The organism is Kutzneria buriramensis (assembly GCF_003387475.1).
GTDB classification, from domain to species: Bacteria; Actinomycetota; Actinomycetes; order Mycobacteriales; family Pseudonocardiaceae; genus Kutzneria; species Kutzneria buriramensis.
Map to the genome: position 1 here is coordinate 42,542 of NZ_QUNO01000032.1, position 15,173 is coordinate 57,714.

Below are 15,173 nucleotides of genomic sequence, written 5' to 3' on the forward strand. Positions count from 1 at the left end.
ACACAGGAAAGTAGGACGACTGTGAATCATCGAACATTGGGGGCGGCCACGCTGGCCGCGCTGGTGCTGACGGGCCTTGCCGTCGGCGCCGGCGTGTCCACGGCCGCGTCCACTCCCGTGGACAAGACGCTGACGTTCACCTGCCCCTTCCCGCTGATCGGCAACCAGACGCTGGCGGTTCGGATCCAGGCCACGATGTCCACTCCGGACACCGTCGGCGGCGATCTCGTGACGACCAACTTCTCCGCCACCGCAACGGTTCCGCCCACCGCCACGCAGGGGTTGGCGTTGGTCGGGGCCACCACGATCGAGGGCACGGCGCAGGCCGGCGTCTCCTTGAACGAGGCCGGCACGCCGCTGGACATCACCATTCCCGGCCTGACGATCCCGTCGACACCCGTGCCGGCCTCGGGTTCGTTCGACACCGTGGCATCCGGTCCGGTGCCGACGGCGACGATCACCAAGGCGGGCACCACAACCGTGTCGGTCGGCGGGTTCTCGACCACGTTGACGCCGAAGAAGGCCGACGGCACGCCGACCGGGCTGGGCACCTTCACGTCCGACTGCACCCTCAACAGCGGCCAGGACGCGCAGCTGATCAGCTTCACGGTGGCCGACGCGCCGCCGCCGACCACCACGACCACGACGCCGCCCCCGACGACGACAACGACGACCACTCCCCCGCCGACCACGACCACTACCACCAAGGCCCCGCCGCCGACGACCACCACGACGTCGGCCCCCGGCACCATCACCTACAGCTACGACATCAAGGGCAGCTCGGAGATCAAGAGCCTGCACGGCACCGTGCCCATCACCGGCGGTATCACCGCCAAGCTCGACCTGGGCACCGCCAAGTACACCGCCGACCTCGCCCTGGACCCGACCAGCGCGCGGTTCACGCTGTTCGGTTTCCTGCCGATCACCACGAGGATCGCCTTCCAGCCGGTCGGACAGACCACCGGCTCGGTCAGCGGCGGCGCGCTCGACGCCACGTCCAAGCTGACCATCAAGATGCCGCGGATCAGCCTGTTCGGGCTGCCGATCAGCCAGTCCCCGAACTGCGGCACCAGCCGGCCGTCCATGGTGAAGATGACCTCCGGCCCCGGCTTCGACGTGCTCAAGGGCGGCGCGCTGTCCGGCGGCTACGCGATCGCGCCGCTCACCGGCTGCGGCCCGTTCACCCCGTTCATCAGCGCCCTGGCCAGCGGCCCCGGCAACACCATCGACCTCACCCTCACGGGCAAGCCCACCCACTGAAGTTCTTGCTGGGAAGGGCCCCAACCTGGCGTTGAACGTCCAGGTTGGGGCCCTTCCCAGCATCAGAATCTGCCTGAAACCTACATTCGGTGTGTCTGAGAGCGCGACTCGCGGGGGTGTCGGCGGCGGAGCAGGAGGAGGCCGGCGGCGATGAGGAGGAAGCCCAGGCCGGTGGGCAGCAGGATGGAGGCACCGGTGAACGCCAGTGGGGGCGAGGGGTTGGCCGCCGGCAGGATGGCGACATCCGTGGTGGAAGGCTCGCCGGGAGTGAGGGTCGTGGGTTCCACGGTGGTCGGCAGGTCCGTGGTGGTCGTCGGCTGAGCCGTGGTCGTGGTTGGCAGGTCGGTGGTCGTGGTCGGCGGCAAGGTCGTGGTGGTGGTCGGCGGAGTAGTGGTGGTCGTGGTGGGCGGCGGGGTGGTCGTCGTGGTGGATCCACCGCCGCCGACCGTGAAGCTGATGAGTTGGGCGTCCTGACCGGGGTTCAGGGTGCAGTCGGACGTGAACGTGCCCAGACCGGTCGGCGAGCCGTCCGCCTTCTTCGGCGTGAGGGTGGTCGAGAAACCACCGACCGTCACGGTGGTCGCACCGGCCCGAGTGATCGTCGCCGTCGGCACCGGCCCCGACGCGACCGTGTCGAACGAGCCCGAGGCCGGCACGGGTGTCGACGGGATGGTCAGCCCGGGAATGGTGATGTCCAGCGGGGTCCCGGCCTCGTTCAACGTCACCCCGGCCTGCGCGGTGCCGGCGATCGTCGCGGCCCCGACCAGCGCCAGCCCCTGCGTGGCGGTGGGCGGAACCGTTGCGGTAGCGGTGAAATCCGACGTCACGAGGTCGCCGCCGACCGCCGACGGCACGGTCATGACGGCCTGGATCCGCACCGACAGCGTCTGGTTGCCGATCAGCGGGAACGGGCAGGTGAACGCCAGCGTCTTGGCCACCGGGGTGCCGGCCGCGGCGGCAGCGAAAGGCACCGAGCCGAGGGCCAGCGCCACACCGGCCACCGCGCACAGCCGGGACGACAATGTGAGAGCCATTTCTTCCTCCAGACAGGGCGAGGAAAGAAAAGTTACCGACGGGCACTCAAACGGAGCAATACTCAAATAACTACAACAAAACCGAGACTTGTCACCGCGCTACAAACTCCACGAGGGAAACTATCCACCATCTGACAAGAACCCGGGAACACTGCTCCCATCCGGTACACAATCACACCGACTTTTGACGGGAGGACCGCGCCGATTTTATCGTCGCAGCAGCACAATCCCCGGAGAACTCTGTCACAACGAGGTGGCGAGCGATGACGGCTGTCCGCACCGACGCGAGCCAGCTGTGGGCCCGCCTGCCCAGTCACCTCGGCAAGCGGTTCCGTCCCTACGCCGGCCGGCTGGCCCGCGACGTCGTCCGCGAGATCCAGCACTCCGTGCCGGACTACTCCCGGCCGCTGCGGGGCAAGTTCGGCCAGGTGCTCGTCGGCGGCGTGGAGCGGGCGATCGTGCACTGTTTCGAAAGCGTCGGCAATCCGACCGTCTCCAGCGCGGAGTGGACGGCCTGGTTCCGCTACATCGGACGGGTGGAGTTCACCGAGGGCCGCACCACCGACTCGATGCAGACCGCGGTCCGGGTCGGGGCCCGCGTCGCCTGGCGCAACCTGGCCGCCGCCGGCCGCGAGCTCGGCATCCCGCCGGACGTCCTGATGCTCACGGCCGAGGCGATCTTCGCCTACGTGGACGAGCTGTGCCGGGTGGCCGTGGAGGGTTACGCCGAGGCGCGCCACGAGGCGGAGGCCGGCGACGAGCGGCAGCGGGCGCAGCTGCTGCGGCTGATCCTCGCCGACCCGCCGACCTCGACGGAATCGATTGAGGCGCAGGCGATCGCCGCCAACTGGCCGCTGCCGCCCGAGGCCGCCGTCATCGCCCTGACCGAGGACACCGCCCACCCGCCGGAGGGCTGCCTGACCGACGGCGGCTGCGTGCTCACGCCGGATCCGGAACGAACGACGAGGCAGCTGCGGCCGCGGCTGATGGCCGTCGGCCCGACCGTGCCGCTGGCCCAGGCGCGGCAGTCACTGGCGCTGGCCCGGCGGGCGATCAACCTGGTCAGCCGGGGCGTCATCGCCGGGCCGGTCGTCCGGTGCGACGACCACCTGCTCACCCTGCTGCTGCACGCCGACGACTTCCTGCTGGCCGAGCTGAGCCGGCGCAGCCTCGCCCCGTTCGCCGAGCTCACCCCGAAGCAGCGCGAGCGGCTGTCGGCCACACTGCTCGCCTGGCTGGACACGCGCGGTGGCGTCAACGAGATCGCGACCAGGCTGACCGTGCACCCGCAGACCGTCCGCTACCGCATGCACCAGATCGACCAACTGGTCGGCGACCGCATCAACGACCCGATCCGGCGGCTGGAACTGGAGGTGTCGCTCCGCGCGCAGCTGCGACATGGTTGATTGTCACAGCATGTACGACAGCGACCACGCCAGCCACGCCCTGGGCATCGTCATCGAACAGGACGATCCCGGCACGGCCACCGCCACCATGACCGTCACCGCGCAGATGCTCAACGGCCACGGCATCGCCCACGGCGGTTACGTCTTCCTGCTCGCCGACACCGCGTTCGCCTATGCCTGCAACAGCTACGGGCCGGTGACCGTCGCCCAGTCGGGCCAGGTGACCTTCCTGCGGCCGGCCGCGCTCGGCGACGAACTGGTCGCAAGGGCAGCGGAACGCGATCGTTTTGGTCGAAACGGCATCTACGACGTGACGGTCACACGAACGGACGGCGTCGTGATAGCGGAGTTCCGCGGCCACAGCCGCGAGACGGCTCAGCGCTGACCGACCTCACCGTTGGGGGGCGACGACCGACGTCCAGCTGTGCAACGCCTTCTCCAGCGCCAGGGCGGAATCGCTGCTGTCCATCGCCTCGGTGGTGCGCAGGCCGCCGGCGGTGAGCCGGGTGCGCAGGTCGCGGTCCAGCATCAGGCGGACCAGCGACTCGGCCATCGTGTTCACGTCGCCGGCCTCGACCAGCAGGCTGTTGCGGTCGTGTTCGGCGAAGTCCTCGACGGCGCTGCCGCGGACGCCGACCACCGCCGAGCCGCACGCCATGGCCTGGGCGCTGCTCACGGCATCACCGAGGTGCACGGCGTCGCGCTGGTACACCTGCCGTACCAACTCGTAGGTGGGCAGCGCCCTCAGGTAGCGAATCCAGAGCGGCAGTCGCTCCGGGCGGCGACCGGCGCCGAAGGCGGTGACCTCCATGGTGGGCAGCAATGCCCTGGTCCGCTCCAACGCCTCCAACGCGGTCGCCGCCCCGGAGTCCGGTCCCACCAGCACGCTCACCCGGTGCCCGCGCGGCAGCGCCGGATGTGGCGGCCGGAAGACCGCTAGATTGAGACCCTGGGACACGACCGTCACGGCGGAACTGGGCACACCGAGTCCATTCAGGACGCCGGCGAGGCGCTCCGACGTGGCAATCTTGGGCACGGCCAGCCGCAGCCCGGGGTCCGCCTCCCACTGCTCACGGGACTGAACCAGCTGCCCTGCCCGGCCGTGGCGGTCGGACAACGCGGGCAGCAGCTTCGACGTGCTGGCGTCGGTGGCCAGCACGACATCCCCGTCCGGCACGACGTCCGGGGTCAGCCGCGCGGTCGTCACGACCCGCACCGAGGACGGCACACGACCCCTGCGCGACCAGCCGGGCACCCGAAGCCCGGCCCGCTCGCGCAGCCTGACCACGCTGATCTCGTGGCCACGAGCCGCCAACTCGTCGGCATATCCCTGGATCACCTGCGCACCGACAACCGGTGTCGGACACACAAAGGTGACGCGCATACCGGCACTCCACTCCACTAGAGACGTCAGATGCCCCGCACATCGAGCACGGGGCCCCGACGTTACGACCCCTGGGGGCCGCACCCGGTTCAACTGCGCCACCCCCGCCGGGGTTATGCGGCCGTTCAGCCCAATCCGCGACCACACCGCCGGATCCGCGGTCACGCTTGGTAGCCGAGGCGAGGGTCGTTGCGCTGAACGTCGCAGCGCCGCTGAGCTGAGCGGCGCAACCCATCCCTCGACCAGGTGATCAGCATGGATCTGTTGCCTGCCAAGCGAATCCTTCGCTGTAACGAGATCAGCGCGAAAGCCGAGAAGGATCGTGGACGTCCACCTGGAACTCCGCTGTTCATCACAGTTGACGCGCCCACGCGGCGCGAGGTCGTCGCAGTCGGTCCTGCACAAGGGAATGTGTATGAGAGGGCAACCGAGGGGGACCCCCAGGATGGCACTGCTGCCGCACGAGCACTCGCACCTGTTGGCTGTCACGTCCACCCGCTGGCACGGCCGGCACCGCCACCACCGGTCCCCGCTCACCGTATGGGAGAGCCGGTACCGGACCGCGGTGATCATGTCCGACGTGCTGGCCACCGCCATCGCCACGCTGCTCGCCACCGTCCTGATCGGACGCGAGCTGCCCGACTACCTGGGCCAGCTGCCACGGCTGGTCAGCGTCGCCGCTCTACTCATAGTGGTCGCCGCGCTGCCGGCGAACCGCGCGTGGGACCCGAAGGTGCTGGGTCAGGGCGCGGAAGAGTTCCGAAGACTGGGAAAGGCGCTCATCGCGACCGCCGTGACACTGTCGGTCGCCGGTGTCGCCTTCGAGCTGACCCACCTGCGGTTATGGGTGTTCTTCGTGGTGCCGGCGGTCGGGGCGGTCGCGTTCCCCGGCCGCTACCTGCTGCGCAGGCTGCTGCACAGCCGCCGGGCCAAGGGCGAGTGCCTGCTCCCGGTGATGGCGGCCGGCAGCGTGGAGTGGGCCGCCGACCTGATCGCCCGCACCCGCAAGGAGCCGCACAACGGCTGGCGCGTCGAGGCGCTGTGCACGCCGGACGGTTTCGGCGCGGACGGCGGCCAGGAGGTCGCCGGCGTGCCGGTCGTCGGCGGGCTCGGCGACCTGACCGAACGGGCACAGCCCGGCGGCTACCGGGTCGTCGCCGTGGCCGCCGATCCATATTGGACTCCCATGCAGCTCCAGCGGCTGGCCTGGGAGCTGGAGGACACCGAGTCCGAGCTGGTGGTCGCGCCGGTGCTGATGGAGCTGGCCGGGCCGCGGCTGCACGTGTCCGGTGTGGTCGGCATGCCACTGCTGCGGGTGCAGGCGCCGACCTTCGGCCGGGCCAAGCGGGTGATCAAGAACATCGTCGACCGGATCGGCGCGCTGCTGCTGCTCACGCTGCTCGCGCCGGTGCTGCTGGCCATCGCGGTGATCGTCAAGACCGACGACGGCGGCCCGGTGCTGTTCCGGCAGAAGCGGGTCGGCCAGGGCGGCAAGCCGTTCACCATGTGGAAGTTCCGCACCATGGTGGTCAACGCCGACGCGCTGCTCGACCAGCTGCGCGCCAGCAACCAGGGCGCGGGGCCGTTGTTCAAGATGCGCCAGGACCCCCGGATCACCGGGCCGGGGCGGCTGCTGCGCCGCTACTCGCTGGACGAGCTGCCGCAGCTGGTGAACGTGCTGACCGGCGCGATGTCGCTGGTCGGGCCGCGGCCGCCGCTGCCGCACGAGGTCGAGCAGTACGGCTCGGACGCCGGCCGGCGACTGCTCGTCAAGCCGGGGCTGACCGGGCTGTGGCAGATCAGCGGGCGCAGCGACCTGCCGTGGGAGGAAGCGCTGCGACTGGACCTGCGGTACGTGGAGGACTGGTCGCTGGCGCTGGACGCCATCATCCTGTGGAAGACCGTTCGCGCCGTGTTCAGCGGGGCGGGTGCGTACTGACATGGCCGGCTGGCAGGGAGTCAGGGCTCTGGTGACCGGCGGGACCGGCTTCATCGGTTCCCATCTCGTGCGACGGCTGGCCGGACTCGGCGCGGTCGTGCACGCGGTGAGCCGCCGGGTGCGAGAGCACGTGGACGGCGGGGAGACCTGGCACGTCGCCGATCTTTGCGACGCCGACCAGGTCGGCGAGGTGATCCGCGAGGTCGAGCCGGAGGTGGTGTTCCACCTGGCGAGCGAGGTGACCGGCGCGCGCGAGGTGCGGATGGTCCGGCCGACCCTGGAGAGCAATCTGGACAGCGCGGTCAACCTGCTGACGGCCGTCGCCGACGTGGCGCCGGCCGGCCGGCTGGTGCTGGCCGGCTCGGTCGAGGAGCCGCGGCTGTCCGACGGCGACACGGTGCCGTGTTCGCCGTACGCGGTGGCCAAGTGGGCGGTCTCCGGCTACGCGAGAATGTTTCACGAGCTGTGGCGCCTGCCGGTCACGACGCTGCGCATCGGCATGGTGTACGGCCCAGGGCAACAGGATCTGCGCAAGCTCATCCCGTATGTGACGACCGCGTTGCTGCGCGGTGAAGTCCCCGAGCTGGGCAGCGGAACCCGGCTGGTGGACTGGGTGTACGTCGACGACGTGGTCGACGCGTTCCTGGCCGCGGCGAGCTCGGAGCAGGCGCCGGGGCAAGCGTTCGACATCGCCTCGGGCACGCAGCTGTCGATCCGGGACACCGTCGAACTGCTGGCGAAGATCATCGGCGCCGAGCAGCAGCCGCGCTTCGGCGCGGTCGCGGACCGGCCGCTGGACCGGCCGCAGGTGGCCGACATCGCGCCGGCCGGTGAACTGCTGGGGTGGCGTCCGCGTATCGGTCTGGAGACCGGGCTGCGCCGCACGGCGGACTGGTATTCCTCCACACTGTAACGAATTCGGGCGGAACGTCCGATATAGCGGGTGATTCGACGTCGTGCGCTTGGAGGTGGGGACGATCATGTCTCGCTCGGTCGTCAACCTCACGGTGCACGGCGTCGGGCCGACCGACCGGCCGCTGGAGCCGAACGAGGACCAGACCTGGGTCACCGTCGAGCAGTTCGAGCAGGTGCTCGACGCGGCCGTGGGCCGGCCGGACGTGCGGATCACCTTCGACGACGGCAACGCCTCCGACGTCGAGATCGCGTTGCCCCGCCTGGTGGAACGCGGCCTCACGGCGGATTTCTTCGTGCTGGCGGGACTGATCGGGCAACCCGGCCGGATCGACCTGGACGGCCTGCACGAGCTGATGAAGGCCGGCATGCGGATCGGCTCGCACGGCTGGTCGCACCGCAACTGGCGGCGGCTGACCGACGCGCAGGCCCGCGAGGAGATCGTGCAGGCGGCCGACGTGCTGGCCGATCTCACCGGCGAAGTGGTCACCGAGGTGGCGATCCCGTTCGGCTCCTACGACCGGCACGTGCTGCGCCGGCTGCGCCGGGCCGGCGTGCAGCGGGTGTACACCAGCGACGGCGGCCGGGCCACTGCCGGCTCCTGGCTGCAACCCCGCAACAGTTTGCGCCACGACAGCGGGGCCAAGTGGGCGCACGAGGTGCTCACGGGGAGGCCATCCGTGCCCGTCCGGGCCCGCCGAACAGCCGCACGGGCGATCAAACGTCTGCGTGGTTGACCGGTAACTCGTTGTCGCGCAAGGGTTCCGGTAACGTGCGCCGCGCTGCGCACGATGACGTGCACATGAGGGCACGGACCGCGATCGTGGTCGTCACCTACAACAGCGCGCCGGTGCTGGCCGACTGCCTGCGCTCCTTGGCGCAAGGGGCCGATGGCGTCGAGCTCGACGCCGTGGTCGTGGTCGACAACGCGTCGCGCGACGGCACGCTGGAGTTGGCCGAGTCGTTCACCGACCTTCCGATGAGGACGGTCCAAATGGGCCGCAACGCCGGCTACGCCGCCGGCATCAACGCCGGCGTCAACGAGCTGGACCTGGCCGTGCTGGACTCCATTCTGGTGATCAACCCGGACTGCCGGCTCACGCACGGCGGCCTGGCGACGCTCGCGAAGACACTGACAGTGCCCGGATGCGGCATCGCGGTGCCGCGACTGGTCAATCCGGATGGATCTCTCCAGCCGTCGCTGCGCCGGATGCCCACTGTGCGTAGAGCGTTGGTGGAGGCCGTGATCGGCGGTGTGCGGGCCGGCCGGATCGGCAAGCTCGGCGAACTGGTCACCGACCCCCGGGAGTACGAGCGGCCGGCGCCGGCGGCCTGGGCGACCGGCGCGGCGATGCTCATCTCGGTCAACGCGCTGCTCCAGACCGGCCCGTGGGACGAGTCTTTCCTCCTCTACAGCGAGGAGACCGAGTTCGCGCTGCGCGCGGCCGACCGCGGCTGGGCGCTGTGGTACGAGCCGGATGCCGTGGTCGAGCACATCGGCGGCGACTCCAGCACGAATCCCACGCTGGCCGCGCTGTTGACGGTGAACAAGGTGCGGCTGTTCCGTCGCCGCCGCGGGCTCGTGCCGGCGCTGGCCTACTACTTCGCTGTAATACTTGGAGAGTCGGCACGGGCGATGGCCGGCCGGCAGACCTCGAAGGCCTCGGTCGCCGCGCTGCTGCGGCCGTCCCGTCGAATCCAGACCCTGGCCAGCTGATGCGCTGGTTGACGTTCGACGCGCTCGGGGCGCGTGAACTCGATGCGTGGCACACCTTGCGGGCCGGCAACGCGGCACTGGACAGTCCGTACTTCCACCCGGGTTTCGCCGCCGCCGTGCACGCGAGCGGTCGCACCGTGCACGTCGCGGTCGACTCCGACGCCGACGGCCGGATCCGAGCGTTGCTGCCCGGTCACCGTGAGGGATCGACGCTGCGGCCGGTCGGGTGGCCCGGCGCCGACTTCCAGGGGCCGATCCTGGCCGCCGGGGACTCCTTCTCCCCCTTGGCATTGCTCTCCGGTGGTGTGCGCTCGTTCGAGTTCGATCATCTGGTGGAAGGGGATGCGGCGTTCGAGCCGTGGATCCGGTCACGCCGGGTGTCGCCGTATCTCGACGTGCGCGGAGGTCTGGACGGCTACCTCGGCCGCGCGTCGAAGTCGGGACGGGACAACATCTCCCAGGCCCGGCGGCGCACGGCGAAGGCGGAGCGCGAGCTCGGGCCGGTGAAGTTCCAGGTGGACGTCGTCGACGAGGACCTGTTGCGCCAAGTGGTGGAACTCAAGCGCGGCCAGTACCGGGCAACCGGCGCAAGGGACTTCTTCGCGGAGCCCGATCGGCTCAACCTCTTGCACCGCTTGCTTCACACCCGCGAGGACGGCTTCGCCGGCATACTGTCCACAGTGCACGCCGGGCCGAACTTGATCGCGGCTCATTTCGGCATCCGCTCGGATTCGGTGCTGCACTGGTGGTTCCCGGTGTACTCGCCCGAACACGGAAAGCTCGCGCCCGGCTGGATGTTGCTGCGCGAACTAGTCATCGCCGCGCCCTCGCTGGGCATCGACCGGATCGATCTGGGCCGGGGCGACGACGAGTACAAGCGGCGGGCCAAGACCGGCGATTCCACCGTGTGTCAAGGAATCGTCACCCGCAGCTCCAGCCGGCTGGCCCTGCGCAAGCTCGGTGACTCCGTGGTATCGGGCGTGAAGTCCTCGCCCCTGGCGCCGGGACTGCGCCGAGTGGTGCGAGGGTTGCGGAACCTCAACAGGTAACGAGGCCAACACTTTCCCCGATCATAGGGGCGCGCGCACGTCGAGCGCGATGGAGGCTTCGCAGATGAAGATCAGCGTGTTCGGGCTCGGGTACGTGGGTTGTGTCTCGGCGGCATGCCTTGCCGGCCAGGGCCACCGCGTGGTGGGCGTGGACGTCAACCAGGTCAAGGTGGACCTGATCACCGCGGGCAAGGCGCCGGTGGTGGAGGAACGGATCGGCGAGCTGACGGCGGAAGTCGTGGCGAGCGGGGCGTTGCGGGCCACCACCGACGTGGCCGAGGCGATCGCGGAGACAGACGTGTCGCTGGTCTGTGTCGGCACCCCGTCGGCGCCCAACGGCAGTCTGTCCACCACCTATCTGGAGCGGGTGTCCGAGGAGATCGGCGCGGCGCTGGCCGCCAAGTCCGGCCGGCACACAGTGGTCTTCCGCAGCACCATGCTCCCGGGCACGTGCCTGGACCTGCTGCTGCCGATCCTGGAGAAGTCCTCCGGCCTGACCGCCGGCGTGGACTTCGGCGTCGCGGTGAACCCGGAGTTCCTGCGCGAGGGCACCAGCGTCCGCGACTTCTTCGACCCGCCCAAGACCGTGATCGGTGAGTTCGACACGGCCAGCGGCGACGTGGTGGCCGCGCTGTACGAGGGCCTGCCCGGCGACGTGTTCCGGGTGCCGGTGCCGGTGGCCGAGATGACCAAGTACGCGGACAACGCCTTCCACGGCCTCAAGATCGCCTTCGCCAACGAGCTGGGCGCGGTGTCGCGGGCGCTGAACCTGGACTCGCACCGGGTGATGGACGTGTTCCTGGCCGACCGCAAGCTCAACGTGAGCCCCGCGTACCTGCGGCCCGGCTTCGCGTTCGGCGGCTCGTGCCTGCCCAAGGACCTGCGGGGCCTGGTCTACGCGGCGCGGCGCGCCGACGTGTCGGTGCCGCTGCTGTCGCACGTGTTGCCCTCCAACGAGGAACACCTCAGGCGCGCGTTCGAATTCATCGCCGCGACCGGCCGCCGCCGGATCGGCCTGTTCGGCCTGTCGTTCAAGCCGGGCACCGACGACCTGCGCGAGAGCCCGCTGGTCGAGCTGGCCGAACGCCTCCTGGGCAAGGGTTACGACCTGCGCATCTACGACGCCAACGTGACCCTGTCCCGGCTGATGGGGGCCAACCGCGAGTACATCGAGGGCCGGCTGCCGCACCTGGGCGAGCTGCTGTCCAACTCCGTCTCCGATGTCATGGCGCACGCCGAAGTCTGTGTCATCGGATGCCGGGACGACGCCGTCCTGGCGGCGCTCCCCTCAGGCGATTCTGCCGAGCAAGGCGAGCGCGTGATCGTCGACCTCGTCCGCCTCCCCGACGCCGAGCTGCGCCGGGAACGACCTGGATACGTGGGCCTTGGCTGGTAAAGCACTCATCCTGGTGGAGAACCTGTCCGTCCCGTTCGACCGACGCGTGTGGCAGGAGAGCAAGGCGCTGCGCGACGCCGGCTGGGACGTGCACGTCATCTGTCCACAGGGGACTAAACAGGACCGGGAACCGTACGCCGAGATCGACGGGGTGAAGATCCACCGGTATCCGCTGAAGGCGGCGACCGGGGGCCCCAGGGGATACCTGTTCGAGTACTCCGCCGCGGTGTGGCACACCTTCCGGCTGGCCCGCAAGATCGGGCCGGTCGACGTCGTGCACGCCTGCAACCCGCCGGACCTGCTGTTCCTGGTGGCGCGCTGGCTCAAGCGCGGCGGCGCGAAGTTCATCTTCGACCAGCACGACCTGGTGCCGGAGCTGTACCTGTCGCGGTTCAACCGCGGCGAGGACTTCCTGTACCGCGCGGTGTGCCGGCTGGAGAAGTCCACCTACGCCACGGCCGACGTGGTGATCTCCACCAACGAGAGCTACCGGCAGGTCGCGCTCAAGCGCGGCGGCATGGACCCGGACAAGGTGTTCGTGGTCCGCAGCGCGCCGGCGGTGGAACGCTTCCACGAGGTGCCCGAGGAGGAGGAACTCCGCAAGGGCAAGCCGCACCTGCTGTGCTACCTCGGCGTGATGGGCCCGCAGGACGGCGTGGACTACGCCTTACGCGCGCTGGCCAAGATCCGTGACGAGCTCGGCCGCACCGACTGGCACGCCGTGTTCATGGGCGGCGGCGACACCTTCGACCAGATGGTCGCGCTGTCGCGAACGCTCGGCCTGGACGACCTCGTCGAGTTCACCGGTCGGGTCAGCGACGCCGACCTGCTGCGCTACCTGTCCGCCGCCGACGTGTGCCTGGCGCCGGACCCGCTCAACCCGCTCAACGACGTCTCCACCATGAACAAGATCATGGAGTACATGGCGATGTCCAAGCCGATCGTGTCCTTCGACCTGGTCGAGGCGCGCGTGTCGGCGGACGAGGCGGCCGTGTACGCCGCCGCCAACGACGAGTCGGAGTTCGCCAAGCTGGTGGTGAAACTGCTCGACGACCCGGCCGAGCGCAAGCGCATGGGCCAGCTGGGCCGGGAGCGCGTGGCCGGACCGCTGTCGTGGGAGAACTCCCGCAGGGCGCTGCTGTCCGCCTACGCCGCGGCGCTGGCATGAGCGAACGGACGGCGGTCGGCGCCCCCGAACGGGGCGCGGCCGCCGTCTCCGCGCGGATTCCGTCCCTGACCGGCCTGCGGTTCGCCGCGGCGCTGCTGGTGTTCGGCTTCCACGTGCACGCGGAGAACATCTTCCACGACCCGACCGCGCGGTGGCTGCTGGCCTTCGTGTTCGGCCAGGGCGCGGTCGGCGTCGGCTTCTTCTTCGTGCTCTCCGGCTTCGTGCTGTTCTGGTCCGGAAAACCGGGCATGCCCGCCCGCACGGTGTGGCGGCGGCGCGCCGCGAAGATCGTGCCCAATCACGTCGTGACGTGGCTGATCGCGCTGGCCGGCATCGTCTACGCGAGCCCGCGCGGTTTCAATGTGGTGTCGTCGGTCGTCGGGCTTTTCCTGCTCCAGGCCTGGGTTCCGGTGCAGGGCGTGTACTTCGGCGGGAACACGCCGGCATGGTCGCTCTCGTGCGAGGCGGCGTTCTACTTCGCGTTCCCGCTGCTGTATTTCTGGATTCGCCGGCTGGCCGAACGTCATTTGTGGCCGGTGGCCATCGCTCTGGTCGCCGCGGTGCTGCTGGTGCCGGTTCTGGTGCTGCCGCTGCCGACCTCGACGGCGTACTGGCTGTCCTATGTCTTCCCCGTCACTCGCGCGCTGGAATTCGCGCTCGGCATGGTGCTGGCCCGAATCGTCGCCAGCGGCCGCTGGATCCGCGTCGGGCTGCTGCCGTCGATGCTGCTGTGCGTGTTCGCGTACTGGCTGTGCGCCTACCTGCCCGGCATGTTCGGCAACGTCGCCGGCACGGTCATCCCGATCGCGCTGCTGGTCGCGGCGGCCGCCGTCGCCGACATCGAGGGCAGGTGGTCGCCGTGGCGGCACCCGGTGATGGTGTGGCTCGGTGACATCTCCTTCGCGTTCTACCTGCTGCACCAGCTGGTGATCCGCTTCGTCGGGAAGGCCCTCCACATCGGATCGCTGTCCACGGTCGGGGCGTTGGGCTTGACTGCGGGGCTGCTGGTCGTCACCGTGGGGGCGGCCTGGCTGCTGTACAACACGGTGGAACTGCCCATGATGCGATTGCTGCGGGGTCGGCGATGACGAGTGTGGTCATACCCGCCCACAACGAGGAGGCCGTGCTCGGGCGCTGCCTGAGCACGCTGCTCGCGGACGCCGACGAGGACGAGTTCGACGTCGTCGTCGTGCCGAACGCGTGCACCGACGACACGGCCGCGGTGGCGCGGCAGTACGGCGTGCGGGTCATCGAGACCCCGTACGGCGGCAAGGCGCACGCGCTGCGCCTGGGCGACGACGCCTGCCGCGACTTCCCCCGCGTCTACCTGGACGCGGACATCGAGCTGAGCACGGAGTCCGTGCGCGAGCTGGTGGCCGCCCTGGAGCGGCCCGGCATCCTCGCCTGCGCGCCCGTGCCGGAGCTGGACCTGACCGGGTCCGGCCCGATCGCGCGGCGGGTGCACCGGGTGCACGACCGGCTGATCGCACCCGGCCGGGTGCTCGCCGGCGTCGGCGTGTACGCGCTGTCCAAGGACGGCCACGCCAAGGTGTTCCCGCTGCCCGACATCATCTCCGACGACGGCTGGGTGCACCGGTCGTTCACCCCGCTGGAGCGCACCGTCGTGCCGTCGGCGCGCTCCGTGGTGCGGCCGGCCCGGACGATCAAGGCGCACCTGAAGCGCCGGATCCGGGTCCGGCAGGGCAACCGGCAGCTGGCCGAGATGGGCCGGCCCGCGCCGGAGGGGCGGCTCAAGCTGAGCGCGCTCGGTTCGCTGATCACGCGGCGGTCGGTGTCCCTTGTGGACGCCGCCTGCTACCTTTCCGTGCTCGTGGTGGACAAGTTCGTGGCCCGGCGCAAGGCCGGGGCCGAGGTGAACTGGACCGCCGACACGAGCACTCGCTGACA

14 protein-coding genes are annotated in these 15,173 nt (G+C 70.0%); 12 read left to right on the forward strand and 2 right to left on the reverse strand.

All coding sequences use genetic code 11. The features are described from left to right. Nucleotides 1-21: 21 nt before the first annotated feature. Complete coding sequence (locus tag BCF44_RS56295; protein ID WP_170218214.1) at nt 22-1,260, forward strand: DUF6801 domain-containing protein; 1,239 nt, start codon at nt 22-24, stop codon at nt 1,258-1,260. Between the two features lie 80 nt (nt 1,261-1,340). On the opposite strand, the gene BCF44_RS56300 is transcribed toward BCF44_RS56295, so the two are convergent. Next, nucleotides 1,341-2,294 (reverse strand): DUF6801 domain-containing protein, encoded by a 954-nt coding sequence (locus BCF44_RS56300; RefSeq protein ID WP_170218215.1) that lies wholly within the window; start codon nt 2,292-2,294, stop codon nt 1,341-1,343. 263 nt (nt 2,295-2,557) lie between these two features. Here BCF44_RS56300 and BCF44_RS51340 point away from each other — a divergent pair, with 263 nt between their 5' ends. Both BCF44_RS51340 and paaI read left to right on the forward strand, forming a co-directional pair. Continuing rightward, nucleotides 2,558-3,700 carry a PucR-like N-terminal domain-containing protein gene (locus tag BCF44_RS51340; RefSeq protein ID WP_116181900.1) on the forward strand — a complete coding sequence of 381 codons (1,143 nt, stop codon included), beginning with the start codon at nt 2,558-2,560 and terminating at the stop codon, nt 3,698-3,700. A 10-nt stretch (nt 3,701-3,710) separates the two neighbouring features. Then, nucleotides 3,711-4,085 carry a hydroxyphenylacetyl-CoA thioesterase PaaI gene (gene paaI / locus BCF44_RS51345; RefSeq protein WP_246016293.1) on the forward strand — a complete coding sequence of 125 codons (375 nt, stop codon included), beginning with the start codon at nt 3,711-3,713 and terminating at the stop codon, nt 4,083-4,085. Nucleotides 4,086-4,091: 6 nt separating this feature from the next. On the opposite strand, the gene BCF44_RS51350 is transcribed toward paaI, so the two are convergent. Beyond that, nucleotides 4,092-5,084, reverse strand: a complete 993-nt coding sequence (locus BCF44_RS51350) for a glycosyltransferase family protein (protein WP_116181902.1) — start codon at nt 5,082-5,084, stop codon at nt 4,092-4,094. 445 nt (nt 5,085-5,529) lie between these two features. Between BCF44_RS51350 and BCF44_RS51355 the strand changes: the two genes are divergently transcribed. From BCF44_RS51355 to BCF44_RS51395, 9 genes are all read left to right on the forward strand, one after another. Next, the gene (locus tag BCF44_RS51355) at nt 5,530-7,023 is read left to right on the forward strand and encodes a sugar transferase (RefSeq protein WP_379801634.1); all 1,494 of its coding nucleotides are present in this window, start codon (nt 5,530-5,532) and stop codon (nt 7,021-7,023) included. Between the two features lie 31 nt (nt 7,024-7,054). Then, nucleotides 7,055-7,936, forward strand: a complete 882-nt coding sequence (locus BCF44_RS51360; protein ID WP_170218216.1) for an NAD-dependent epimerase/dehydratase family protein — start codon at nt 7,055-7,057, stop codon at nt 7,934-7,936. Between the two features lie 67 nt (nt 7,937-8,003). Further along, the gene (locus BCF44_RS51365) at nt 8,004-8,672 is read left to right on the forward strand and encodes a polysaccharide deacetylase family protein (protein WP_116181933.1); all 669 of its coding nucleotides are present in this window, start codon (nt 8,004-8,006) and stop codon (nt 8,670-8,672) included. Between the two features lie 65 nt (nt 8,673-8,737). Next, nucleotides 8,738-9,652, forward strand: coding sequence for a glycosyltransferase family 2 protein (locus tag BCF44_RS51370; protein ID WP_116181905.1), 915 nt, complete (start codon nt 8,738-8,740; stop codon nt 9,650-9,652). Further along, entirely contained in the window at nt 9,652-10,701 is a 1,050-nt protein-coding gene (locus tag BCF44_RS51375) for a GNAT family N-acetyltransferase (RefSeq protein WP_116181906.1), read from the forward strand. Before BCF44_RS51370 ends, BCF44_RS51375 begins: the two co-directional genes overlap by 1 nt. A 64-nt stretch (nt 10,702-10,765) precedes the next feature. Next, a complete protein-coding gene (locus BCF44_RS51380; protein ID WP_116181934.1) occupies nt 10,766-12,097 on the forward strand; it encodes a nucleotide sugar dehydrogenase in 1,332 nt (443 codons plus the stop codon). Further along, complete coding sequence (locus BCF44_RS51385) at nt 12,087-13,265, forward strand: glycosyltransferase family 4 protein (protein ID WP_116181907.1); 1,179 nt, start codon at nt 12,087-12,089, stop codon at nt 13,263-13,265. Before BCF44_RS51380 ends, BCF44_RS51385 begins: the two co-directional genes overlap by 11 nt. Further along, nucleotides 13,262-14,353: an acyltransferase family protein gene (locus BCF44_RS51390; RefSeq protein ID WP_116181908.1), complete on the forward strand. Its 1,092-nt coding sequence runs from the start codon at nt 13,262-13,264 to the stop codon at nt 14,351-14,353. Before BCF44_RS51385 ends, BCF44_RS51390 begins: the two co-directional genes overlap by 4 nt. Next, a complete protein-coding gene (locus tag BCF44_RS51395; RefSeq protein WP_116181909.1) occupies nt 14,350-15,171 on the forward strand; it encodes a glycosyltransferase family 2 protein in 822 nt (273 codons plus the stop codon). The genes BCF44_RS51390 and BCF44_RS51395 overlap by 4 nt, the downstream gene beginning before the upstream one ends. Nucleotides 15,172-15,173 lie beyond the last annotated feature (2 nt).